At 65.1% G+C, this 21,926-nt stretch carries 23 protein-coding genes; 6 read left to right on the top strand and 17 right to left on the bottom strand.

Features of this window, described 5'->3' with window-relative positions:
• Positions 1 to 4: 4 nt before the first annotated feature.
• The 9 genes from AC0QDI_RS01340 to AC0QDI_RS01300 all read right to left on the bottom strand — a co-directional run bounded on the left by AC0QDI_RS01340 (position 5) and on the right by AC0QDI_RS01300 (position 8,407).
• The gene (locus AC0QDI_RS01340; RefSeq protein WP_474664492.1) at positions 5 to 1,078 is read right to left on the bottom strand and encodes a methionine synthase; all 1,074 of its coding nucleotides are present in this window, start codon (positions 1,076 to 1,078) and stop codon (positions 5 to 7) included.
• Positions 1,075 to 2,079, bottom strand: a complete 1,005-nt coding sequence (locus AC0QDI_RS01335; RefSeq protein WP_474664490.1) for a 5-methyltetrahydropteroyltriglutamate--homocysteine methyltransferase — start codon at positions 2,077 to 2,079, stop codon at positions 1,075 to 1,077. The genes AC0QDI_RS01340 and AC0QDI_RS01335 overlap by 4 nt, the downstream gene beginning before the upstream one ends.
• A gap of 198 nt (positions 2,080 to 2,277) precedes the next feature.
• Positions 2,278 to 2,850, bottom strand: a complete 573-nt coding sequence (locus AC0QDI_RS01330; RefSeq protein ID WP_474664488.1) for a HemK2/MTQ2 family protein methyltransferase — start codon at positions 2,848 to 2,850, stop codon at positions 2,278 to 2,280.
• Positions 2,851 to 4,038, bottom strand: a complete 1,188-nt coding sequence (locus tag AC0QDI_RS01325; RefSeq protein WP_474664486.1) for a mechanosensitive ion channel family protein — start codon at positions 4,036 to 4,038, stop codon at positions 2,851 to 2,853.
• A gap of 126 nt (positions 4,039 to 4,164) precedes the next feature.
• Positions 4,165 to 5,004, bottom strand: coding sequence for a 16S ribosomal RNA methyltransferase A (locus tag AC0QDI_RS01320; RefSeq protein ID WP_474664484.1), 840 nt, complete (start codon positions 5,002 to 5,004; stop codon positions 4,165 to 4,167).
• Positions 5,005 to 5,323: 319 nt separating this feature from the next.
• The gene (locus AC0QDI_RS01315; protein ID WP_474664482.1) at positions 5,324 to 5,920 is read right to left on the bottom strand and encodes a DUF655 domain-containing protein; all 597 of its coding nucleotides are present in this window, start codon (positions 5,918 to 5,920) and stop codon (positions 5,324 to 5,326) included.
• A 194-nt stretch (positions 5,921 to 6,114) separates the two neighbouring features.
• Positions 6,115 to 6,471, bottom strand: coding sequence for an RNA polymerase Rpb4 family protein (locus tag AC0QDI_RS01310; protein ID WP_474664480.1), 357 nt, complete (start codon positions 6,469 to 6,471; stop codon positions 6,115 to 6,117).
• Between the two features lie 6 nt (positions 6,472 to 6,477).
• The gene (locus tag AC0QDI_RS01305) at positions 6,478 to 6,786 is read right to left on the bottom strand and encodes a 50S ribosomal protein L21e (protein ID WP_474664478.1); all 309 of its coding nucleotides are present in this window, start codon (positions 6,784 to 6,786) and stop codon (positions 6,478 to 6,480) included.
• Positions 6,787 to 7,045: 259 nt separating this feature from the next.
• Positions 7,046 to 8,407, bottom strand: a complete 1,362-nt coding sequence (locus tag AC0QDI_RS01300; RefSeq protein WP_474664476.1) for an MBL fold metallo-hydrolase — start codon at positions 8,405 to 8,407, stop codon at positions 7,046 to 7,048.
• A gap of 211 nt (positions 8,408 to 8,618) precedes the next feature.
• Between AC0QDI_RS01300 and AC0QDI_RS01295 the strand changes: the two genes are divergently transcribed.
• The gene (locus AC0QDI_RS01295; RefSeq protein ID WP_474664474.1) at positions 8,619 to 9,809 is read left to right on the top strand and encodes a cystathionine gamma-synthase; all 1,191 of its coding nucleotides are present in this window, start codon (positions 8,619 to 8,621) and stop codon (positions 9,807 to 9,809) included.
• A 92-nt stretch (positions 9,810 to 9,901) separates the two neighbouring features.
• Here the strand turns inward: AC0QDI_RS01295 and AC0QDI_RS01290 are convergent, their stop codons facing one another.
• Positions 9,902 to 10,897: a terpene synthase family protein gene (locus tag AC0QDI_RS01290; RefSeq protein ID WP_474664472.1), complete on the bottom strand. Its 996-nt coding sequence runs from the start codon at positions 10,895 to 10,897 to the stop codon at positions 9,902 to 9,904.
• 162 nt (positions 10,898 to 11,059) lie between these two features.
• Here AC0QDI_RS01290 and AC0QDI_RS01285 point away from each other — a divergent pair, with 162 nt between their 5' ends.
• Positions 11,060 to 11,737: an MBL fold metallo-hydrolase gene (locus AC0QDI_RS01285; protein WP_474664470.1), complete on the top strand. Its 678-nt coding sequence runs from the start codon at positions 11,060 to 11,062 to the stop codon at positions 11,735 to 11,737.
• A 190-nt stretch (positions 11,738 to 11,927) separates the two neighbouring features.
• A complete protein-coding gene (locus AC0QDI_RS01280) occupies positions 11,928 to 12,365 on the top strand; it encodes a hypothetical protein (protein WP_474664468.1) in 438 nt (145 codons plus the stop codon).
• Between the two features lie 216 nt (positions 12,366 to 12,581).
• Here AC0QDI_RS01280 and AC0QDI_RS01275 read toward each other — a convergent pair whose 3' ends face one another.
• The gene (locus AC0QDI_RS01275; protein WP_180841800.1) at positions 12,582 to 12,848 is read right to left on the bottom strand and encodes an elongation factor 1-beta; all 267 of its coding nucleotides are present in this window, start codon (positions 12,846 to 12,848) and stop codon (positions 12,582 to 12,584) included.
• Positions 12,849 to 12,856: 8 nt separating this feature from the next.
• Positions 12,857 to 13,036 carry an HVO_2753 family zinc finger protein gene (locus AC0QDI_RS01270; RefSeq protein WP_098726470.1) on the bottom strand — a complete coding sequence of 60 codons (180 nt, stop codon included), beginning with the start codon at positions 13,034 to 13,036 and terminating at the stop codon, positions 12,857 to 12,859.
• A gap of 327 nt (positions 13,037 to 13,363) precedes the next feature.
• On the opposite strand from AC0QDI_RS01270, the gene nreA reads away from it, so the two are divergent.
• Positions 13,364 to 14,665, top strand: a complete 1,302-nt coding sequence (gene nreA / locus AC0QDI_RS01265; protein ID WP_474664466.1) for a DNA repair protein NreA — start codon at positions 13,364 to 13,366, stop codon at positions 14,663 to 14,665.
• Positions 14,666 to 14,926: 261 nt separating this feature from the next.
• On the top strand, positions 14,927 to 16,363 hold the full coding sequence (gene arcD / locus AC0QDI_RS01260; protein ID WP_474664464.1) for an arginine/ornithine antiporter ArcD: 1,437 nt from the start codon (positions 14,927 to 14,929) through the stop codon (positions 16,361 to 16,363).
• A 46-nt stretch (positions 16,364 to 16,409) separates the two neighbouring features.
• Here the strand turns inward: arcD and AC0QDI_RS01255 are convergent, their stop codons facing one another.
• The 3 genes from AC0QDI_RS01255 to AC0QDI_RS01245 form a co-directional block, all read right to left on the bottom strand.
• Positions 16,410 to 17,495, bottom strand: a complete 1,086-nt coding sequence (locus AC0QDI_RS01255) for an AI-2E family transporter (RefSeq protein WP_474664462.1) — start codon at positions 17,493 to 17,495, stop codon at positions 16,410 to 16,412.
• Between the two features lie 380 nt (positions 17,496 to 17,875).
• The gene (locus AC0QDI_RS01250) at positions 17,876 to 18,571 is read right to left on the bottom strand and encodes a CPBP family glutamic-type intramembrane protease (protein WP_474664460.1); all 696 of its coding nucleotides are present in this window, start codon (positions 18,569 to 18,571) and stop codon (positions 17,876 to 17,878) included.
• Between the two features lie 4 nt (positions 18,572 to 18,575).
• Positions 18,576 to 18,863 carry a DUF5789 family protein gene (locus AC0QDI_RS01245; RefSeq protein WP_474664458.1) on the bottom strand — a complete coding sequence of 96 codons (288 nt, stop codon included), beginning with the start codon at positions 18,861 to 18,863 and terminating at the stop codon, positions 18,576 to 18,578.
• 138 nt (positions 18,864 to 19,001) lie between these two features.
• Between AC0QDI_RS01245 and AC0QDI_RS01240 the strand changes: the two genes are divergently transcribed.
• Positions 19,002 to 19,994 (top strand): cell division protein CdpA domain-containing protein, encoded by a 993-nt coding sequence (locus AC0QDI_RS01240; protein ID WP_474664456.1) that lies wholly within the window; start codon positions 19,002 to 19,004, stop codon positions 19,992 to 19,994.
• A 628-nt stretch (positions 19,995 to 20,622) separates the two neighbouring features.
• On the opposite strand, the gene AC0QDI_RS01235 is transcribed toward AC0QDI_RS01240, so the two are convergent.
• Both AC0QDI_RS01235 and AC0QDI_RS01230 read right to left on the bottom strand, forming a co-directional pair.
• Positions 20,623 to 21,108: a metal-dependent hydrolase gene (locus AC0QDI_RS01235; protein ID WP_474664454.1), complete on the bottom strand. Its 486-nt coding sequence runs from the start codon at positions 21,106 to 21,108 to the stop codon at positions 20,623 to 20,625.
• Positions 21,109 to 21,315: 207 nt separating this feature from the next.
• Complete coding sequence (locus tag AC0QDI_RS01230) at positions 21,316 to 21,840, bottom strand: CinA family protein (RefSeq protein WP_474664453.1); 525 nt, start codon at positions 21,838 to 21,840, stop codon at positions 21,316 to 21,318.
• Positions 21,841 to 21,926: the final 86 nt, after the last annotated feature.

Below are 21,926 nucleotides of genomic sequence, written 5' to 3'. Positions count from 1 at the left end.
CGAGTTAGTCGTCGGCCGGTGTCGGCGCACCGCGCTCGATATCGATGTTGCCCGCGTCGAGGTCTTCCTCGACGTTTCGGGCCGCCTCGACCATGTTCGCCATCTTCCCGTAGGCGACCTCGCGGGGCAGCAGCTTCACGCCGCAATCCGGCGAGACGACCAGCTGTTCCGGCGGAACGACCTCGAGGCCCTTTTTGATGTTCTCCTCGATCTGGTCGACCGATTCGACCTCGGCGACGTGAGCGTCGCAGACGCCGAGCGCGAGATCCTTGGAGAACTCGGGGTCTTTGAACACGTCGAGTTGCTCGTAGTCGCCGTTCGCGAGCTCGAGGTCGAACTCGTCGACCGGGAACTCGAGGATTTCGGGGTAGATGCGGGAGTAGTCGCCGTAACAGACGTGCAGGCCGATGCGGACCTCCTCGGGGATGTCCGCGACGATGTGCTCTAAGGCCTCGCCGACGATGGCGTGGTCGTCGGGCGTGGTCGCGAGCGCGGGCTCGTCGATCTGGATGTAGCGCGCGCCGGCGTCGACGAGCTTCTCGATCTCCTCGTTGACGAGGTCTGCCAGCTCGAGGGTGAGCTCGTCGTCGTCATCGTAGGCCTCGTTAAAGGACCAGTTCGCGAGGGTGTAGGGGCCCGTGATCGGGACTTTGACCGGCCGGTCGCTTGCGGCCGCGGTGAACTCGTACTCGTCGACGAGCCAACTGTCGTCGTACTCGACTTCGCTGACGACGCTCGGCTTGTCGAAGTAGTTGTGCCCCCAGACCTTGACGGGGCCGTTGAACTCGTAGCCCTCGATGCGGTGGGCGAAGAACTCGACCATCTCGTTGCGCCGCATCTCGCCGTCGACGACGACGTCGAGGCCGGCGCGCTCGTGTTCGTTCGTGATGAGTCGCGAGGCGTCGTCTTTGGCCTCCTGGTAGTCGTCCTCGTCGAAGTCGTGATCCTCGTCCCGGTAAAGCTCCTTCGCGCGGTTGAGCCACTTGGGCTTGGGGTAGGAGCCGACGACGGTCGTCAGCAGGAAGTTGTCGTGCTCGTGGTCGGGCCGTCGGAACTGGTCTTTGTTCTCGTTCGTCATGCTGCTTTCACCTCCGCGAGGTCCGCGGCTTCCGCGAGAACCTCGAGTTTCTCCACGTACTTGCCGTATGGCAGGTAGAACGGTTCCGTGTTCGTCGTCAGGTAGACCGTCTCGAACTCGGTGACGCCGAGTTGCCCCTCGACCCACTCGGTCCGCTCGCGGATCGCCTCGGGGTCCTCGACGAGCGTGTTCTGGCCGTCCGCGAGGCCGAGTGCGACGTCGTCGGGCGCGCCGTACTCCTGAATGTTGTAGAGGTTGTCGTCCTGATCCGCGACGAAATCGAAGCCGACCGCGTCGATGTCGGCGTCGAGCAGGTGCGCGTAGACCTTCTCCTCGAGCGCGCCCCAGTAGGGCTGGACGACGACGTCGGCGTCGGTCGCGCTCGCGACCCGGTCGATCGCCTCGCTCGCGCGTTCGTCGTCGCCGTCAGCGGGCGCGTTCTCGACGAGCGAGGGCTCGAGCAGGAACAGCGTTTCGTGCTCGGGGAAGGCGTCGACCTCGCCCGCGAGGAACTCGGCGATCGCGCCGAGGAACGCCGCCTCGTCGCCGTAGTGTTCGTCGGTCGCGAGATCGGCCAGCGAGTACGGGCCGGGAAGGACGGCCTGTAGGTCGTCGCCATCGATCAGTTCCGCGGTCGCCTCGAGTTCGGCCGCGACGTCGCCGGTGGGCTCGAGATCGTCCTGCACGACCGGCTCTCGGTAGAAGTTGTTGTTGTCGTAGTAGCGAACGATTCCGCGGGTCTCGACCGCGTCCGCGACCGCCAGCGGGTGGGCGAGCATGTCGTCCCAACGGAGTTGGCCTTCGACGATTCGGTCGAGTCCGGCGTTTCGCTGGACCTCGATCACTTCTTCGCGGGCGTCCTCGTAGGCCGCGGTGATTTCTTCACCCTCGTCACCGCTGATGAGGTCGTGTTTCTGGTGCCCTTTCAGATCGGAAAGGTCGTCTTTCGCCCAGTCCGGGAGCGGATACAGCCCCGGCGTGGTCGAAACGTACTCAGTCATCGTACGCCCGGCTAAGGTATACCGAGGCTTAATATTTTCCATACGATCTAATACGCTACAGTAATTTCCCCGGGATTCAACCGTTTCCGCCGTTCTATTCGAGACTCTTGTGAACAGATGACACAGTATGGGGAACGCAAAAGGAAAGCGAACCGATTCGGGAGCCGACAGGCTCGAGGAACCGAGAACGTTCCCGCGTTACCGGAACAGTTCGAGGACGGTCAGCGTCTCGAAGGGAAACGACTCGTCGGCGACGGCGACCGCGCTGAACCCGTGTTTTCCGGCTTCTTCGACTACCTCGTCGACCCCCGTCAGGCTACTGACGAGCAGGTAGACGCATCCGTCGACCGCGAGTACGCGACCGACCGCGTCGAGGAACGGATCGATGACCGCCCGACCGTCCTCGCCGCCCGACAGCGCGTGCTCCATCCAGTCGTCCCACTCGTTTTCGGGATCGGTCGGCAGGTACGGCGGATTGAAGACGACCGCGTCGAACGCGCCGTCCCGAAACGGCGAGACGAGATCTGCCCGCACCGTCTCGACGGCCGCCGACCGGGCCTGACGGACCGCGTGGGGGTTCAGGTCCGACGCGATCACGCGAGCCCCCGTTCCGTCGGCGATCCGTCGGGCGACGTAGCCCGAGCCGGTCCCCACCTCGAGCACGAGATCCCCCCGCTCGAGTCGCTCGCGGGCCGCCTCGGCCAGCAGGTGCGAGTCCTCGGCGGGCTGGTAGACGTCCGGTTCCTGCGCGCGCCTGTCCTCGAGTCCCATCTAGTTCTCCTCCGGCGTCGTCATCTGTTGTTCGCGCGCGTCGCCGTCAGCAGTCGCGTTCTCAGCGTGCACGTTCTTCACGGTGGGCGTCGCCTCGCTCTCGTCAGCGATCCGGAAGCCGTCGGTTTCGGCGCGCCCCGAGAGTTCGCGCTGCGGGTACGGGATCTTGATGTCGTCGGCCTCGAACGCCCGCTTGATGGCGTTGATCGCGGCGGTCCGGGCCTTCCAGTGGCGTCTGGCGCTCGGCTTGTCGATCCAGAACCGGACGCCGAGCACGACCGCCGAGTCCCCGAAGGATTTCCCGACGACCTGCGGCGACGGCGCGGCGATCGCTTCGTCGACCTCGTCGATCGCGTTTTCCGCGAGGTCGGCGGCGCGTTCGACGTCGGTCCCGTAGTCGACCCCCACTTCGACCTCGAGTCGCAGGCGACCTCGCCTCGAGCGGTTAGTCACCGTGCTCGAGGCGATGACGTCGTTGGGGATCATGATGTACTCGCCGTCGAACGACCGGAGCTGGGTGTTGACGATCGAGATGTCGGTGACGATCCCCTCGTCGTCCTCGACTTCGATCCAGTCGCCGATCTCGAACGGACGGGCGAACATCAGGACGAACCCCGAGAGCACCGTCCCGAGGGTCTGGCGAGCGGCCATCCCGAGGACGATCCCGAGGAAGCCGGCCCCGACGAGCAAGCTGCCGAGGTCGTCGATCCAGATACCCAGAACGACCACGACCGAGACGGACCAGATGATCACCTGCGAGAGCCGGTGTGTCACCTTGCGCTGGTGGGCCGTCACGGCCGTCGACGAGTTGAAGACCTCCTCGATCAACCGGCCGACGAACCGGGTGACGATGACCGTCACGACGAGCAGGAGAAACGAAAAGAGTGCGCGCGCTACGGCGTCGCTGCCTAACCCGAGATCCGAATAGAGCTGCTGAACCTCGTTCGTTCGTCCCCAGACGCCGGTCATAACGGCGATGCTCGCGAGGCAGCTGACGATGAGCAGCGACATCGAGGCGATGTCCGCGTACAGCGGCCTCGCCCGCTCGCAGAGCCACGCGTGGAGCCGCCGGTAGGAGAGAAGGACGGCGATCACGGTCGCGACCGCGACGAGAGACACCGCGAGTTTGAGCTCGGCCGACGGAATCGCCTCCGACAGCCAGTCGAGCCCCGTCAGTAGTTCGAACATGCGTTCGTCTCGCCGATCTGTCGTCCGCGCAGCTTTGAGTATCCGTTGGTTGGTTCGTTCCGTTCAGCCCTTCGATCGGATATCGGTACTCACGAACCTCGAGCGCTCACGGTCCGTCGACCGAAATCACTCGTCCGTGGGCGCTCCGACGTCCCGCGCGAGTTGGGCCAACGCGGCGAACTCCGCCGGGGCCATAGCGCCGGCCCGCTTCCGGAGCACGTCCTCGTCCGCCGCGTCGACGACCGCCTCCGGCTCCGAGAGCCCGGAGATGTGACCCGTGTTCCGAATCGCGTTCCGGATCGTCTTCCGGCGCTGCGTGAACAGGGCCTTGACGAATCGCAGGAAGAACGCCTCGTCCTCGACCGCGTAGTCGGGCTCTCGCGGGACCGCTCGAACCACCGCGCTCCGGACGGCCGGCGACGGCGAGAACGCCTCCTTCGGGATCGACTCGACGAGTTCTATGTCCGCGTAGTGTTGGCTCGAGACCGAGAGCCGACCGTACTCCGACGTGTCGGGCTCGGCGACCATCCGCTCGGCGAACTCCTGTTGGAACATCAGCACGAGCGGTTTCTTCTCGGGAAAGAGTCGAAAGGCGATCTGGCTCGAGACGCCGTAGGGGAGGTTCGACACCGACGCGGTAAACTCGGGGAGGTCGACCTCGAGCGCGTCGCCCTCGATGACGGTCAGATTCCCGGCGTCGATCTCGGCGGCGAACTCCTCGCGCAAGAATCGGGCGAGTTCGCGGTCCCGTTCGACGACCGTCACTTCGTCGGCGACCGCGAGCAACCGGTCTGTCAGCGCGCCCGTTCCGCCGCCGATCTCGAGCAGGTGGCTCGTGTCGGCGTCGATCTCAGTGAGGTAGGTCGGCAGCCGGTCCAGCACTCGATCGTCCACGAGGAAGTGCTGGTCTCGGTCCGGATCGCCGCGGACGCCCGCCCGGGCGATCAGTCCGTCTGGATCTCTCATTGCCGGCGCTTCGGCTGGGGAGAGTGTAAACGCACCGTCTCACACGTCCGCTTTTGCCCTCCGGTTCGCTCGCATCGTTTTCGCGCGGCGTTGCCGCGCGAATGGTCCGTAGGACCGGTGGTTCCACGCTACTCGCTCACCACTCTCTGCTCGCGGGCCGACGGCTCGCTCGCACGGCTCGAGGGACGCCTCGCTCCCTCATCGGGTGCAAAAACCGACGCTACAAGGCCGCCTTCACGGGCCTCGCCCGTTCCGGCGGGAAACCGATCGCTTCGCTCGCGGTGTTCACTGTTTCGCAGCCCTCCAGCCGCTCGTCAGCTTACTGGTTCTGTTCCTGTTCGCGCCGACCGACGAACGTCTGGTATTTGAGATCGTCGTCGCGCAGTTCCTCGAGGATTCGGTCGACGAGGATCTCGTCCGGATCGTGTAATCCGGACACCCGCTCGGACAACTCCTCGAAGCTCTCGAAGGGCTTGCGCTTTCGCTCGTCGAGGATACCGTTCCGGAGCTTCTTCCCGATTCCCGGAAGCAGATTCAGCTGGTGGAGCCGCAGCGTGATCGGCTGGGCGTCGTTGTAGAAGTCGACGAACCGCTGCTCGTTCTCCTCGACGAGATCGGCGACGACGTACTCGAGTTCCGACTGCGCGCCCGAGGAGAGGTCCTCGTACTCGACGGGGTGGGCCTCCGTGACGACGTCGCGCTCGGCGGGCGGTTCGATGACGACCTCGCTTCCGATGGTCAGTCGCTCCTCCTCGTCGAACGCGACCTGGTAGAGCTGAAAGTCGTCGATCCTGACGGCATAGCCTGCCGGTGACTTCGCGTACTGCGGTCGGCCGTCGTCAGAGAGCCCGTGTGCGAGGTAATCCAACACGACCGCGCGCCGAACGTCCGTCTCGTCGCCATCGGCTTCGCTCATTAGGTTCCGATACGGCGACGGCGTACTTAAAGAGTCGGCTCGCTCTCGGACGGTCAAACGGACGTCGGCAACGAGCTCGCCGATTCGCTCCCTCGAACGCCGTCGATCGTCTCGTGCGGGCGACTGTCAGTTATTTCCAGCGCATCCGCGATCCGTCATGCGGGTGCGCCGGAACTGACTGACAGCAGACCGTCTCAGGCGTACTTCGCGACGACGTTGAGAATTTCGTCGAGTTCGTCCCCCGACAGCGAGTAGCGCTGCTGTGCGTACACCGACCGAAGTTCGTCCCGGTCGTGGGGCAGGAGATTGGCGATCTTGTAGGCCGTCGCTTCGTCGACCTTCTCGAGCGCCCGCAGGTCCTCGACGAGCGCCTGGGCCTCCTCGGGTTCCAGAACGGCGAACCGGTTGGCGTGTTCGATCGCTCGCGCGAGCTCGTAGCGCAGCTCGCGATCCTCGTCCATCGCGCGTTCGGCTTCGATGTCGGCGAGCAGCTCCTTCGTCTCCGAGACCGTCAGGAACTCCTCGTCGACGATCTCTTTGAAGATCGTCATTCCTGATCAGATCCGGTTCTTGTCCTGGTTCTGTGCGCGCATGTGGGCCGCGGTGACGAGCAGCGTCTTCTCCTTGCTGCCGTCGACGATCTGGACCTTGAAGGCACTGCCCTGTTTCCCGATGACCTCGCCGGTTCGACCGTCGAAGCGCGGGTGGTAGCGACCGTCCGAGACGCTCGGGTCGATCTTCAGGTGGACTTTCTCCCCCTCCTCGTACTCCTGAATCGCACGCTGTGGCGGCGACGTACCGCGGTCTCGAGGACTGTTCGCGAGCTTCTTCCGGGTTCCCTGACGAGGGCCATTAGATTTCGGCATAGTCGTACGACCGCTTTGTCCGGTGACGGTTATAAAACACACGTATTCCCACGCACCTTTTTTCGCGGGGTCCTCGGTCAGCGTAGCTGACCTCGAACCCCGCCAAAAAATCTGCACCAAAAAAGGCCGCGCTCGCTCCGCTCGCGCGGTATGACTTCTCTCGGTGGACCAGTCGCCGCGGATCAGCGTTTCTCGGCCCCTCGGCGCATCGTCGGGCGCGGAACCTCGAAGAACCACCGACTCTCGGTCAGTAACTCCCTCACGCGTGCAGGAAACTCATCGAGTAGAACAGCGAGCGCTCGTAGACGTCCGGCTCGATCGAAAAGCCGAGATGCGAGCCGATGTAGGCGTTGTTGAAGTGCGCGTACCGCGGCCCCTTCAGGATCCGCAGCGTCAGGCGGGGATCCATCTCCATTCGGACCCGTCGACGGTCGGTTCGCGCCGGCAATCCGTCGACGATCTCGTGGCCGCCCCCGTCCGCGGTAAACCGCAGGTAGTGATCGTCGACCAGGGAGAGGACGACTTCCGTCTCCGATTCGAACCCGATCCCGCGGCGCTTGGCGTCGAAATTCTCGTAGGCCGCCGGAACGTACTCCTCGAACTCGGCGAGGGTCGGCATCGGATCCGACTCGTAGGTGAACTCCCGGTCCGCGAGTTCGGTCTCGATGTACGCTCGGCGCTCGTCGGGATCGATCGGCGCGTAGGTGGCCGATTGCTCGCCGTCGGCGACGTCGAACCACTCGCCGCTGTTGAGGAGAACGCACTCGGAGCCGTCGTCGATCCGCTCCTCGTGCTGGAAATAGTCGCGCGCCTGCGCCCGCGTCGACCGCGCCACGTACTCGTTCAGCTCCGCGAGATCGCCCGCGAGCGTGTAGCTGCCGGCGAAGGGCATGTAGTAGTCGGGCTCGAGCAACTCGAGGAAGCCGACGGCGTTGTCGAGCGACTGGAGCCGGCGGGCCTCGCGCTCTTCGACCAACGTTTCGTGGGAGTAGTCGATCCGGCCCTGGGGATAGCCGCCGGCGAACGTGTACTGGAGCATGGCCAGATCGATCTCGCCGTACTGTCGTTTCGCGCGGCCGGCGGCGCGTTGAGACATCGGCCACCGACAGTCGTTCAGGTTGAGAACGGTGTGGTCGCCGTCGTCGAAGACGGCCATCGAGTCGATCTGCGTCGAGCCGTCGACGCCCTGGCTGCTGGCGTCTTCGGCCATCCACGGGCAGGCGAAGTGGTTGCCACAGACCGCGGGATCGCAGTCGTCGGACGCGAGGACGTTCATGTGCAGGTCGCCGCCGAGGTGGATCCGCTCGCCGTGCGGGAGTTCGCGGACGTCGAACCCGGCGGCCTCGACGTTGCGTCTGAGGAAGTCCCAGTTGTAGTCGTGGATCAGAACCGGGATCTCGGAGTCGAGTCGTTCGAGCGTCTCGCGGTGGCAGTGATCCGGATGGATGTGCGAGACGTACACGTAGTCGACGTGGTCGAACGCTTCCGGTTCGAACTCGATCGGCGGATAGTGCGCCCAGGCACCGTAGAACGCGCCGTCGAGGATCCAGGGATCACAGAGGACCGAGACGTCTCCGGATTCGACGAGAACCGTCGAGGACTTGATGTGTTGGACGCGCATACGAGACAAAATGACAATCGAACACATATATCGTCCCGAGAATCACACAGCTTGAGAACTGATTTCGGGTGGTGACTGACAATCGAGTTGGTTCTCGCGCTCTCACGGTCGAGTCAGACGGTCTGCTACGATTCGCCGCGCCCGCTTCCGATGCACCTCGACACTACTCGGCAGCCGGCAGAATAACCCCGCTCGATCACGTTGTGCCGGTATGGACGACGACACAACCGGCCGGAGCGACGACGATCAGTTTCGGATCGAAACCAGATCGATCCACGCCGGTCAGAAAGCCGACCCGGAAACCGGCGCGCTGATGACGCCGATCCACGCCAACTCGACGTACGAGCAGGACGCGCCCGGGGAGCACCGCGGCTACGAGTACTCCCGCACCGGGAACCCGACCCGAACCGACCTCGAGGCGAACCTCGCGAGCCTCGAGGGTGCCGACTACGGCCGCGCCTTCGCCAGCGGGATGGCCTCGATCAACACCGTCCTGAATCTGCTCGAGGCCGGCGACCACGTCGTCACCGGGAACGACGTCTACGGCGGCACGCACCGCATCTTCACGCAGGTGTACGAGGACTACGACCTCGAGTTCTCGTTCGTCGATATGACCGACCTCGACGAGATCGAGGCGGCGTTTCGGGACGAGACGGAACTGCTGTGGCTCGAGACGCCGACGAACCCGCTCATGTCGATCGTCGACATCGAGGGGGCGGCCGAGATCGCTCACGCCCGCGACGCGCTCTGTGCGATCGACAACACGTTCGCGACGCCGTACCTCCAGCGGCCGCTGTCTCTCGGCGCCGATATCGTCTCGCACTCGCTCACGAAGTACCTCGGCGGTCACTCGGACGTCGTCGGCGGCGCGTTGCTGACCGACGACGAGGAACTGGACGAGCGGTTGGGGTTCTACCAGAACTCGGTGGGCGCGACGCCGGGACCCTTCGAGGCCTTCCTCGTCCTCCGGGGCACGAAGACGCTGCCCGTCCGCATGGACCGCCACTGTGAAAACGCCCGCGCGATCGCAACGTGGCTCGACGACCATCCCGCCGTCGACCGGGTGTACTACCCCGGCCTCGAGTCCCACCCCGGCCACGAGATCGCCGCCGAGCAGATGGACGACTTCGGCGGCATGCTGAGTTTCGAACTCGACGCGAGTCGCGAGGAAGCGAGTGCGGTCGTCTCGAGCACCGAGGTCTTCACCCTCGCGGAGAGTCTCGGCGGCGTCGAGAGCCTGATCGAACAGCCCGCACCGATGACCCACGCCGCGATTCCCCGCGAGGAACGCCTCGCGGCCGGACTCTCGGACAGCCTGATCCGCGTCAGCGTCGGGATCGAACACGTCGACGATCTGATCGGCGACCTCGAGCGAGCGTTCGAGACGGCGCTCTCGTCGTAGCCCGTCGATTCGCTATCGGCGGTCCGGATCGTAGCCTGGCGACCGCAGCCGTCAGCCCGATCGTCAGCCGACGACCCGTCAGCCCCCTCCGCTCACTTTTCGCCCTCGCTCGCGACGTGATAGCGCAGCACCGTCTCGAACCCCTCGAGGGACGCGCCGACATCGACGCTCTCGATCTCGGATTCGAACCGGCGGACCGCCTCGTACTCGACTTCCCACTGATCCAGAAAGTAGTCCTCGACGTCGGCGTCGGTAATCGCGTCGACGACCGGGTCGACCGTCGCGTCCGTCGGGTTCCGCCGGACCGCCCGTACCTGTTCGGGCGAGATGACGTCGTTTTCCAGCGCGTGGACGACGACGCCGGAGCTACAGTCGCCCTCGGCGAGTTCGCGCTGCCACGTCGAGATCCAGTTGCCGATGCGGGCCATTCGCTGGGTCCGGTCGAGAACCCGCCGGAGGGCCGAGAGTTCGCTCGAGTCGAACGACGGGGCGTTCGAGAGATCGATCCCGGCGAGGGGGAAGACCAGCATGTTGTGGACGTCGTACGTCCACAATTCGCGTTCCGAGACGAGACCGGGATACCGGTTCGCGAGGTACGAGTACTCGATCGCCTGAAGCGCCTGTTGGAGATCGAACTGCAACAGCTCCGCGAACTCGCCCGAACGGGGGCCCGAATCGTACAGCGCGGCGAACTCGTCCCAGACGTCCGTCAGAAATCGAACGACGTCGCCGTCGACGTCGCGTCGCTTCGGATCCGGCTGGCGATGGTCGAACGGAATAGCCGTCAGTTCGTCGAACGTGGCTCGATCACCGTGTCGTTCGGCGACGTCGTCCGCGACGGTGACGAATATCGACGCGATCAGCTTCGCGTTGCGCGCCTCGCGAGCGCGGGAACCGTCGAGACACGAGAGGCTGAACGTCGGGAAGAGGTGATAGAGCCACTGCCAGAGAAACCGGTCTCTGTCCCCGATGACGTCGTCGTACGCGTCGAGAAGCGGTAATACCGACTCGGGAAGGTCCTGTTCGCGAACGGCCGTGAGGGTATCGTCGTCGATATCAACGGCGAAGCGTTGATCCGTATCTCCCATCAGTTATATTTCCGACTAGATGGTGATAAAATCATCCATATTGAGCTATGCGCAACGACTGGAAAGCCACACCGAAGTGACGAACGACGCTCTCCCCGTTCGGCGTCGCCGACGGCGACCGAATCACCGACACCTATCGTGGTGGCACCGAATGTCCCTCGTATGCAAGAGGACGCTGGCGTTCACGCGCTCCCGATCGCGGTCGAGTACGGAGGCGGGGAAATTACGGTAACTCCGACGGTCGTCGAGACCGAACGCGGACTCGTGTTGTGCGACGTTGGTCCCGACGGTGCCGTCGACGGTCTCAGGACCCACGTGCGATCGCTGGGGTACGAACTCGAGGATATCTGGCTCGTCGTCCTCACTCACCACGACGGGGATCACGTCGGTGGACTGGCGGAACTCCTCGAGCACGTCGATGCAGTCGTCGCGACACACCGCGACGAAGCGCCGTACGTGTCGGGCGAGCGCGACCCGATCAAGGGCGACGGCGACCGCTATCCGCCCGTCGATGTCGATCTCGAACTGGTCGACGGAGTCCGCGTCCCGACGCTCGCGGGGCCGATGGAACTCGTCGCGACGCCGGGTCACACGCCCGGCCACCTCTCGCTTTACTTCCCGACGGGGAACCTGCTCGTCGCCGGCGATGCGCTCGTGGCGGACGGAGACGAACCGCTCGCCGGTCCGAAACCCCACTTCACGCCGGACATGGATCGCGCGACCGAGTCCGTCGGGGCGCTGGCGGCCCTCGAGATCGACCACACGCTGTGTTATCACGGCGGCTACGTCGATCAGGGGAGCGATCGGATTCGAGAGATTTACGAGCAGTTGCGAGAGTGAGCGCCGCGGCTTCACTCGTCCATCATCGGCTGACAACCGAACCCGGCGATCGCCAGCGACGGGTCACCAGCGGGGACCGCGGTCTCAGTTTCACCGTGTCCGTCCGGAACGGGTTCTCGTCTCTGAACGTCTCGCGTCCGCGTGGTACCGAAGCGGAATTCTCATCGGTATCGAGCACGAACTGCGGCTAATGCGAATCGAACTCCGCGTCTGTCAGCACTGTCTCGACGGCGATCACGGCAACGAGCGCCGAACCGCCCTCCTCAACGACATGGTCGACTGCGCCGAACAGATCAAAGCGCACAAGGAGGTCATCGACCTCGAGGCGGTCCACATCCGGAAAGTCAGGGACGACGAACAGGGGAAACCGGCGGCGCTACCGGTCGTCTCCGCGACGATCCAGAACGATCAGGTCGTCCTGAACGACACGCAACTCGTCGCGGAGGGCCAGGACGGAAACATGCTGGTCTACACCAACCCCGACGACGTGTTGACCGTCCTCGCGGGGAACTTAGACGAGATCAGCAAGGCCGTCACCGAGGACGTGACCGTCGATCTCTCCTCGATGGGCGCGGAGATCGTCTCGCAGGCCAACCTCGGCGCGAACAGGGAAGAGCAACCGCAGTAACCGCGAACGGGCACGTTTTCGAGGAGCCACGAGCGAACCGACTAGATACGGAACCAACGGACCACCGCCGACACGGGTATCAGTCCCTCTTCCAGCCGGTGAACGTCGTTCCTTCCCCATCACTCGAGCGAGGAAGCCGTCGAGACGCGCACGTGAGTCACACACCGGCGGCTCGCGAGAAATAGCGAAACGGCAAAACCGATCGGCGAGGGCCGGTTATATCCGACCGACGTTCTCGACGCCGACGCTTTCGACGCCCTCGACCTCGCTGAAGTTCTCCTCGACGGTCTCCGTGCCGCCCGCGCCGTCGGGAACGATCACGGTCGGGTAGAGAGCGACGAGGCCGAACGCGACTTCCTCGCGCTCGACGCCGTTGATCTTCGCGCCCTCGGGGAGGGCGCTCTCGAGGCGCTCCTGGAGCGCGTCGAGATCGTTTTCGGGGCTGTCCGGCATGACTTTGATTTTGGCAGCGACTTTTCCCATGGGAGATCTTACGGGCCGGTGAATCCGCAGTCGGGGCACTCGTAGAGGTTGCTCTGCTTGCGACACTTGGCACAGCGGTAGATCTGCTGGCCGCAGTCGGGACACTTGAACGCGGCCGCGTTCGTGCCTGCGATGTTGAGTCCGCAGGAGACACAGGAACGCGTCTCTCTCTCGTCGGTCGTACTCATACTCCTCCTTTCCCGCCCGCCGTTTTTAACGATTGTCTTTCTCGAGTCCGTCGTCGTCGATCCGAACCGCCGTCGAGTAGCGCATCGGTCCGCCGACGGTTTGGCGATGGTCGGCGAGCGAGCGGACTCCCTCCTCGTGCAGCGTTTTCCGACTCTGAAAACGCGCTGTGGGGTACTTATCGATCCGGCACGGAGTCGTGAGTGAGGTTCGGTGGCCCGACACGGATGCCGAACCTCTGCCTCTGACATCTCTGCTGGTCCCACGCTGACAGCGATTGTGCTCCGGAAGCTCAACATTCAACACCGTGCCGCCCCTCTTTCGAGTGAATGCGCCTCGACGACTACATCGAGGATCTCGAGCCCGACGCGGAGGCCGAGCGCCGCCGCCTCGCCAAGGAGAAGTCCTACGCGATCACGGATCACCTCGAGGACTTCGAGCGAAAGTTCGACGACGCCCTGAGCGGCGACACTCTCGTCGGCTCGACCTCGCCGTCGATCTTCGTCGGGCGATCCAACTATCCTGATATCCCCATCGGGCTGCTCTCACCGGTCGGTAACGAAGACGACGCGGAGGAGTACGTCACCGACGGCGACTGGTACCAGCAGGGGTACGCCATCGACGACGTGCTCCAGCGCCGGACCGGACTCCTGAACTCGAGCAAGCGCGCGAACGTCGACTCGCCCTCGATCGCGAGCCGAATGACGCCGAACGTGGACGACGTCTGGGACGGCTTCGTCGGCGTGCAACGCGAGGTCGCCATCGCCGATCGGCCGGTCGACCTCGAGATCGGATTGGACGACAAACCGGATCTCGGGCTGGAGACGGGAACGGACGTGGCGACGCCGCGGGGCCCGCGCGCCAACGCCCGGAACGCGGAACTGCGAGAAAATCCCTACGTGCCCCGACCGGTCAAGAAGACGCTCGAGGACGACGACTGGCAGGCCGAGGGGGCGATGACCTACCTCTACCGGCGCGGCTTCGACGTCTACGACATCAATTCGATCCTCTCGGCGGGCGCGCTCGGCCGGACGAAACAGCGCCGATTGGTCCCGACGCGGTGGTCGATCACGGCCGTCGACGACACCGTCGGAAAGTACCTGCGCGGGCGAATTCGAAACGCACCGAGCATCGACGAGGTGCAGGTCTGGGCCAACGAGTACGTCGGCAACCGCTACTGGGTCGTGCTCGCGCCCGGCAACTGGGAGTTCGAGCTCGTCGAGATGAAGGCCCCGGGGAGCATCTGGAATCCCGACCCCGGCGACGACATCTGGCTCGCCAGCGCCAGCGAGGGCTACGAGGGCCGCTCGAGTTACGTCGAGGAGACCGCGGGCGCCTACTACGCCGCCCGACTGGGCGTCCTCGAGTACCTCGAGTCGATCGGTCGGCAGGCGAAGTGTCTCGTTCTCCGCGAAGTGTCCGACGACTACTGGGCCCCGGTCGGCGTCTGGCAGGTCCGCGAGAGCGTCCGCAACGCCTTCGAGGGGCAGTACGGGGAGGCTGAGACCTTCCACGAGGCCGTGTCGGAGGTCGCCACGCGCTTGCCGGTTTCCTACGCGCGATTGCGTCGAAAGTCCGAGCTCGCAGCCGGGTTGCAGTCGAATCTGAGCGCCTTCTCGAGCGTAGACTGATCCGCCAGCGCGCCTTTCCGTAGCCGAACCGGAAGCCGGTGGCAAGCGGTTCCTTCTCCGTCCGAAAATCGGTGGCAAGCGGTGCGTTCGACCCGACCGTTCGAGAATCGCCACTTTCCGGCGACCGTCTCGAGGTATCTCCGCTCGGACGGGCGGAGATCTGATTGGTTCTCGAACCGGAATATGGCAACTGATATCGTAGTGCATACACAGTGGTAATAAAGCGTTCTTCTTTTATGCTCCAAGGGCATAAACCGGCCAATGACATTCGACTTTACGCCGACGACGATCGACGATCTCGACCCCGATCGTCGGCCGTCGGTCGGTCTCGCACTCGTCCCGGTACTCGCGGTCGTCGTCTTTCTCGGCATCGGATCGGCCCTGCTCGGGCTGGCACCCCACGTCCCGTTGCTCTGGAGTATCGTCTTCGTCGGCGCGTTCGGTCGGTATCTGGGGTACCAGTGGACCGAGCTCTCGGACGGCATCTCTAACGGTCTCCTCATGGGGATACAGGCGCTGTTGATCCTCTTTACGATCTACGCGCTGATCGCGACCTGGGTCGACGCGGGAACGATTCCGGCGATGATGTACTACGGCCTCGAGTTGCTGACCCCGACGGTGTTCCTGCCCGTCACAGCGATTCTGGCAGCCGTCGTCGCGTTCTCCATCGGATCCTCGTGGACGACCGTCGGGACGCTGGGCGTCGCGTTCGTCGGAATCGGGGCCGGACTCGGCGTCTCCGGACCGATGACCGTCGGTGCGGTCATCTCCGGAGCGTACGCGGGTGACAAGCAGTCGCCTCTCTCCGATACGACCAACCTCGCGGCCGGCGTGACGAACACGTCGCTGTACGACCACATCCGCCGCATGCGAACGGGAACGGCCGTCGCGTTCGGTCTTACGGTACTAGGATTCGCCGCGCTCGGACTCCAGGCGGGCGGCGAGATTCCGGTTGACCGCGTCGCAGAAATCCAGACCGCGCTCGCGGGCACGTACGACCTTTCCGTGCTCGTCTTTCTCCCTCTCGTCGTTACCTTCGGCCTCGCGCTCTACGGCTACCCGGCGCTGCCGACGCTCGTGGCCGGCGTCTTCGCCGGCGTCTTCACTTCGATTCTGGTGCAAGGAACCGGCTTCGTCGCCGCCTGGGAGGTATTCATGGGCGGCACCGAGCCCCAAACCGGGGCTCCCCTCGTGAACGAACTCCTCGTGACCGGCGGCCTCACCGGCTCCGCCTGGACGATCACGGTCGTCGTCGCCGCGCTCTCGCTGGGCGGCCTCCTCGAGCACACCGGCGTGCTGGCGGTGCTCGCGGACCGTCTCTCACGGGGCGTGCGTAGTTCCGGCGGGCTGATCGCCGGCACCGGCGCGTCCGCGATCCTCGTCAACGCGCTCACCGCCCAGCAGTACATGAGCATCGTCCTCCCCGGGCTGACGCTCAGAAATCTCTACGAGGAGTTCGAGCTAGACAGCGAGGAACTCTCCCGGGCCGTCGAGGCCGCCGGGACGCCCACCGGCGCGCTCATCCCGTGGCACGCCGGCGGCGTCTTCATGGCCTCGGCGACTAACGTCCCAACGCTCGAGTACGCGCCGTTCTACCTGTTCGGGTTCCTCTCGCCGCTCGTACTGTTCGCGATGGCGCTGACCGGTCGCGGCGTCCCGACGACCGGCCGCACCGAGCGAGCTCAGAGCGCCGACTGAGCGTCGAGCGAGCGAGCGACGAGCGTTCCAGTCGCGAGCGTGCCGACTACCGCTTCGTGTCCGCGAGGAGTTGCTCTCCCTCGAGTTCGGCACCATCGGCAGCGTCGGCGTCCGGTGCGGTTCGGTCGATCCGATCGGCGGCGGCCACGCAGGTTTTGAACGTCGCGAGAACGACGGGACCGACGAACACCCCGACGATCCCGAACAGGAAGACGCCGCCGATGACACCCACGAGGACGATCGCCGGATGGAGGTCGGCCCGCCGGTCGACGAGGATCGCACGGAGGTAGTTGTCGACGACGGCGAGCACCGCGATCCCGTACCCCAAGAGGACCACGCCGCGGACGGGACCGCTCGAGACCGCGTGGGCAACCGTCACCGGACCCCAGACGAGCCAGACCCCGATCGTCGGGAGAAACGAGACGAGAACGAGAACGAGGGCCAATACGGGGGCGTAGGGCACCCCCAGGAGGGCGAGGCCCAGCCCGCCGAGGATCCCCTGAATGACAGCGACGAGTACGTGGCTGCGGAGGACCGCCCAGACGACGACGTGAACCTCCGCCAACAGGTCGTCGAGAACGGAGGGATCGAGCGGGACGCGCCGCCGGATCCAGTCGACCGCCGCCGGCCCATCCACGAGCAGATAGTACAGCACGACCACGAGGACGGTGGTCCCCACGATAACGTCGGCGGCGGTGGTCACGAGCCCGACGGTCCGAGCCAGGGTCGCGTCGGCCGCACCCGCGAACGCTCCCTCGAGTTCGGCCGACACCGACGACTCGAGGGTCGCAACCGTCCCGTCGGCCAGTCCGAGTTCGGTCCGAGCGAACTCCCCGACGTTCGCCGCGATGTGGTCGATCGACGTCGTCTCGCGAATCGACGTAGCGGTGCGGAGAACGACCAGGGTGACGAGCACCAGCGGGACGACACCGCCGACCACGGCGAGGCCGGTGGCCGCGAGTCCGGCGGTTCGTGCGCCGACTCGCGGTGCGAGCCGCTCGTACAGCGGACGGAGAACGACCGCGAGCAAACAGGCCGCCAGCACGTACTCCACCAGCGGGAGCACGATCAGCGCCGCGAGCGCGCCGAGGACACAGACCGAGAGGGCGAGAAACGAGGTCCGAGCGTCCATAGTTCAGCCACTCCGATCGGACGCATAAGTGTTGGTATTCTATACTGTCCTCCACAGTAATGAAACGGGGGTCCGACCCCGACACCGCCCGACCATTCGGACGGGACATCGACCGCCTACAGGGTAGCGTCGGCCTTCAGAGTAGCGTCGGCTTCGTCGCGTTTACTGACTGTTGTCAGTCGGTTGTGGCACAACGCAGGACGGCTGTCGTCGCACTGAGAACCCGGGACGCAATCCGTATACTCGGGACCCGCGCGAACCGAGCGCAGTCCCGAACCGGCCTCGGGACGCCCTCATACGGTTTGCCGTGACGATTTCCCGGCGCGACCGCAGGTCGGTTCGGTCGCGGTCGCGCCGGAACTGACTGGCAGGAGACCGTCTCAGAGCGGAATCGGTGCCCACTCGAGGAATCGGATCAATCGATTCGGATCGAACAACGGGTCGTGGATGACGAGCCAGTCGAGGAGAATCAGCCCGCCACCGTGGGCGACGACGGACGGGAGGATGGAATCGGACTTGTAGTCGACGGCACCGAACAGGACGTCCGTGGGCCCCGACAGCAGGAACTCGATCGGCGGCTTCGAGGTGTGGTGGAGCATGTAGACGACGGGGCTGATGAACACCGCACTGATGCCGATCTCTTTGACGCCGACGCAGAGGAGGCCGCGGTAGTAGGTCTCGGCGGCCAGCGCGAGGAGGAACAGTTTCATCGCGTGCGGGAGGAAGACGGCCGGCGCTGCGGTCGTCTCCCAGATCGGGTAATAGGCCCGGATCGTCGGTAGCGTCGAGCCGACGACGTAGAACGGGAGGACGAACAGCGCGAGTAACACCGTATTTCGGACGGCGACGCGGTCGACGCGCCACCCGATGCGGTTTCCGTGCGACAGTCCGAGTGCGAGCGGTCCGCCGATCAGAAGGACGCCGTCGACGACGATCCGCTGATCCAGTTCGTTGGGGACGAATCGCATCCACAACAGCGTGAGCACGGCTCCGACCACGACCGACTTCTGGACCCAGGAGAGGTCCAATCGGCCCCGGAGCCAGCGGCCGTCGAGTCGATCCGGCTCGGACGCCACGGTATTACTCGTCCGCGGTCGGAATCGGTCCGGTACCGATCACGTCCCGGACGTTCGCTTCGAACTCCTGGTGTCGCTGGAAGTACGTCTCGTCGACGTCCTCGAGCACGGTAGAGAGCTCGCGGGGCCCGTCGGGAGTCCGAATCACGCTCTCGCCCTCGAGTCGGTCGACTTCGCTCTTCTCTTTCGGCCAGGTCAGTCGCGAGCTCACGCGGGCGAGCGGCGCGCCCTCGACGGGGGTCCACTCCCCGAGTGAGACTGCCGGCTCCGCCTCCTCGTCCTCGTCACTCATGGGCGGTCGTTTGCGAGGGCGGCGATTCAAGCTTTCGCTTCCGCCGGTCGGCTCGGGCCGGGCTGCAACCCCATTAGTATAGAAAATTAGATATGTGTCTGACGTATCGTTTTGTGGTGGGGAGCCGAACGGCCGCGTATGACAAGCCTGACGGAGGTCTACGACGGGACGGCACCGGAGGTGACGAGTCGCCGGCTGTACACGGGAACGGCGTTCGTGGTGCTCGGCGCGGCGCTGGCCGTCGTTGCGGTCCTCGTGGCGACGACCGACTTCGTCGGCGGCTTCGCGGTCGAGTTCTCGGGCGACATGGCCGCCCAGTTCGCGACCGTCCGCGCCGCGGGCGTTCTGGCCGGACTCAGCGTTCCGATCATCCTCGTCGGCGTCTTCGTCGTCTTACCGGCCGGCCGGCGCGTCCAGGCCGCCGCCGCGATTAGCGCGAGCCTCTGCTTGCTCGGCGTCGCGCTCTTCTGGCACGCCTATCCGGACCAATGGCGTTTCGGCAGCGACCAGCTCACGCTCGAGGTGAGCGTCGTCTACCTGCTCGGGCTCCTGACCGCGGTCTGGTGTCTGTTCACCGCCGTCGCGACGTTCAAGCGACGCAACGACCCCGGCGGCGCCCTTCAGATGAACGTCACCCGACACAACAAGACGGTCATCGAATCCGACGGGAGCGACCCGGGCGGCCTCGGGGGCATCGGGTTCCTCGGCGGCACGCCGGACGGGGACGTGGAGACCCAGACCAACGCCGACGCCGAGCCGAGCCGGACGTCGGTCTCCGACGAGCAAGCGGAGCGGAGGGCCGCGTCGCGACAGTCGACGGGTCGAACAGGGGCGTCCGGCGGCAGAGCTACCGGCTCATCCGCCCACCGATCCGTCGGCGCTGCGACCAGCGACGGCGGGTCCGCCGCCTCGGACATCTCCTCGCCGCTCGAGTCGGGCGACGGCACCGACGCGGAGATCGTCGAATCGCCGACCGAGCAGCCGAACGAACCGACGGACCGCTACTGCGGGAACTGCACGCACTTCGAGTACGTCCGCTCCTCGGAGGGGATGGTCCCCTACTGCGCCCGTCACGAGACGGCGATGGACGACATGGACGCCTGCGAAGAGTGGACGCCGAACCGGCAGTAGTCGGACGCCGAAACCGGTTCGGAACCAGGTCGTGATCCTTTTTTCGCCCGTGGCTTTTCTCGGCCGGACGGACACCGTGCGCGCGCCGGTTCGCACTCGCGCAGGAACTCACAGTGAACCGTTCGCGGTCGTGCTGAGACCGGCCGACAGCTGTCGGTGCGTTTGCAGTCCCGTATGGAACCGCTGTACGATTTCCGAGTGGTGCTCCGGGCACGCTATGGGGACGATTACCCCGTCCTGAATCGGTATCGCGGGGCGAGTCGAGCGGTACGGTGCGAGGCGACAGCCGGGACAGGTGATACCACCTGCCGGCCGATGGTCCAGAAGATCGGCCGTCGCTTCGGTGGTGAGCCCACAGATCGATGTGAAGCGCTCGAGGTGGTCGTCACAGCTGAGAACGGGAATCGTGAGGTGGTCCAGGAGGAGAAACGAAACGGCCTGCTGCCGATCTGATCGAAGGGCAGACCGACACTCGTCACAGCGAATGGGCGGCTGGCCATCGGTGAAATCCGACCCTGGACGCTGGCGATCTGCTGCTGGCATTCGTGTATTCGACGGGCCGCCGGACGGGTAAGTAATGGGATGACGGGTCGGTACTCGGACAATCCGCACTAGAACCGTCAGTCGACTACAGACCGAGTAACTGTCGCCCCATCTCGAAGCCCCACCGGGGGACTTCGAACACGAGCGCAGCGGCGAGGGCCAGTTCGCCGACGGTGACGATCACCATCATGAGGTCCGCACGCCTACTGCTGACCGCGACGCCGATCGGGAGTCCGAACTCCTTCTTCCAGAGCGGGTAGAACAGCGCGATCCCGCGCTTGCTCCCGGCGACATCGAGAACGTAATGGGTCAACACGCCGATCCAGACGTACTCGAGATTGCCGAACACGAACGGGAAGGCCGCGAAGCCGATCAGGATCGGCAGGTTGTGGAGCGTCTTCCGGTGTCTGCCGAAGGCGGTGTCGACGTCCGGGAAGAGCGCTCCGAGCGTGACGGGCACGCCGATCATCACGATCGTCCTGAACGTCTCCATATCCCCCACCGGCTCGAGCAGATAGCCCAACCCGATGCTCAGCAGAACGGCGTTCAGCACGTGCCCCTTCTTGTTCATCTGTCCGCATCTGGGAAGTCGTCGAAGGAATAGTTTTTCTTTCGGAATTGTCACCGAGTCAGACATGTATCGGATTCGTTACTTATTCGAGGTGCAGACGGATGTCTCACCGAGTCGAATCGGTCGCTCGTGCGCTCCCGGTCGGCCCGATCGAAGGATTCACACACCGATCGGACGGCCGTCGTTCGACCGGGCGTCCAGTGACGGTCAGCGACTCGTCTCCCGCGCCTCGAGTTCCGAAAGCAGGTCCGCGAGCGCCCGATCGACGGTCTTCGCGCGGACATCGGCGCGGTCGCCGTCGAACTCGTATCTCGAGACGGTCGCGTACGACTCCTCGCTGCCCCACGGTCCCGCGTATGAGACGCCGATGTAGACGGTACCGACCGGCGTATCGTCGCTACCGCCGGTGGGGCCGGCGACCCCGGTCGTCGAGAGACCCCACGTCACGTCCGCGACGTCCCTGACTCCCCGTGCCATCTCGCGGGCGACGGGTTCTGAGACGGCACCGTGTTCGTCCAGCGCCTCGCGACTGACTCCGAGGTGGCGGCGTTTGGCGCCGTAGGCGTACGTCGTCAGCCCGGCGTCGAAGTAGTCGCTCGCGCCCGGAACGGCGGTGATCGCAGCGCCGATCAGCCCGCCGGTACAGGATTCGGCGACGGCCAGCGTCTCCTCGCGATCGCGGAGCGCGTCGGCGACGTCCATCGGCAGGTCGCGGTCGATGTCGTCGTTCATACTCGAGTCGATGCGTCGCGCCGACGTGAAAGCGGGGGTTGCACTCGAGGGACGGATCCGTCCCGTTCGACGTGGAAACGGAAAGA

Source organism: Natrinema sp. LJW11, assembly GCF_056135975.1.
Note: the sequence above shows the minus strand (reverse complement) of the source record. Positions and strands in the feature narration are given on the sequence as shown.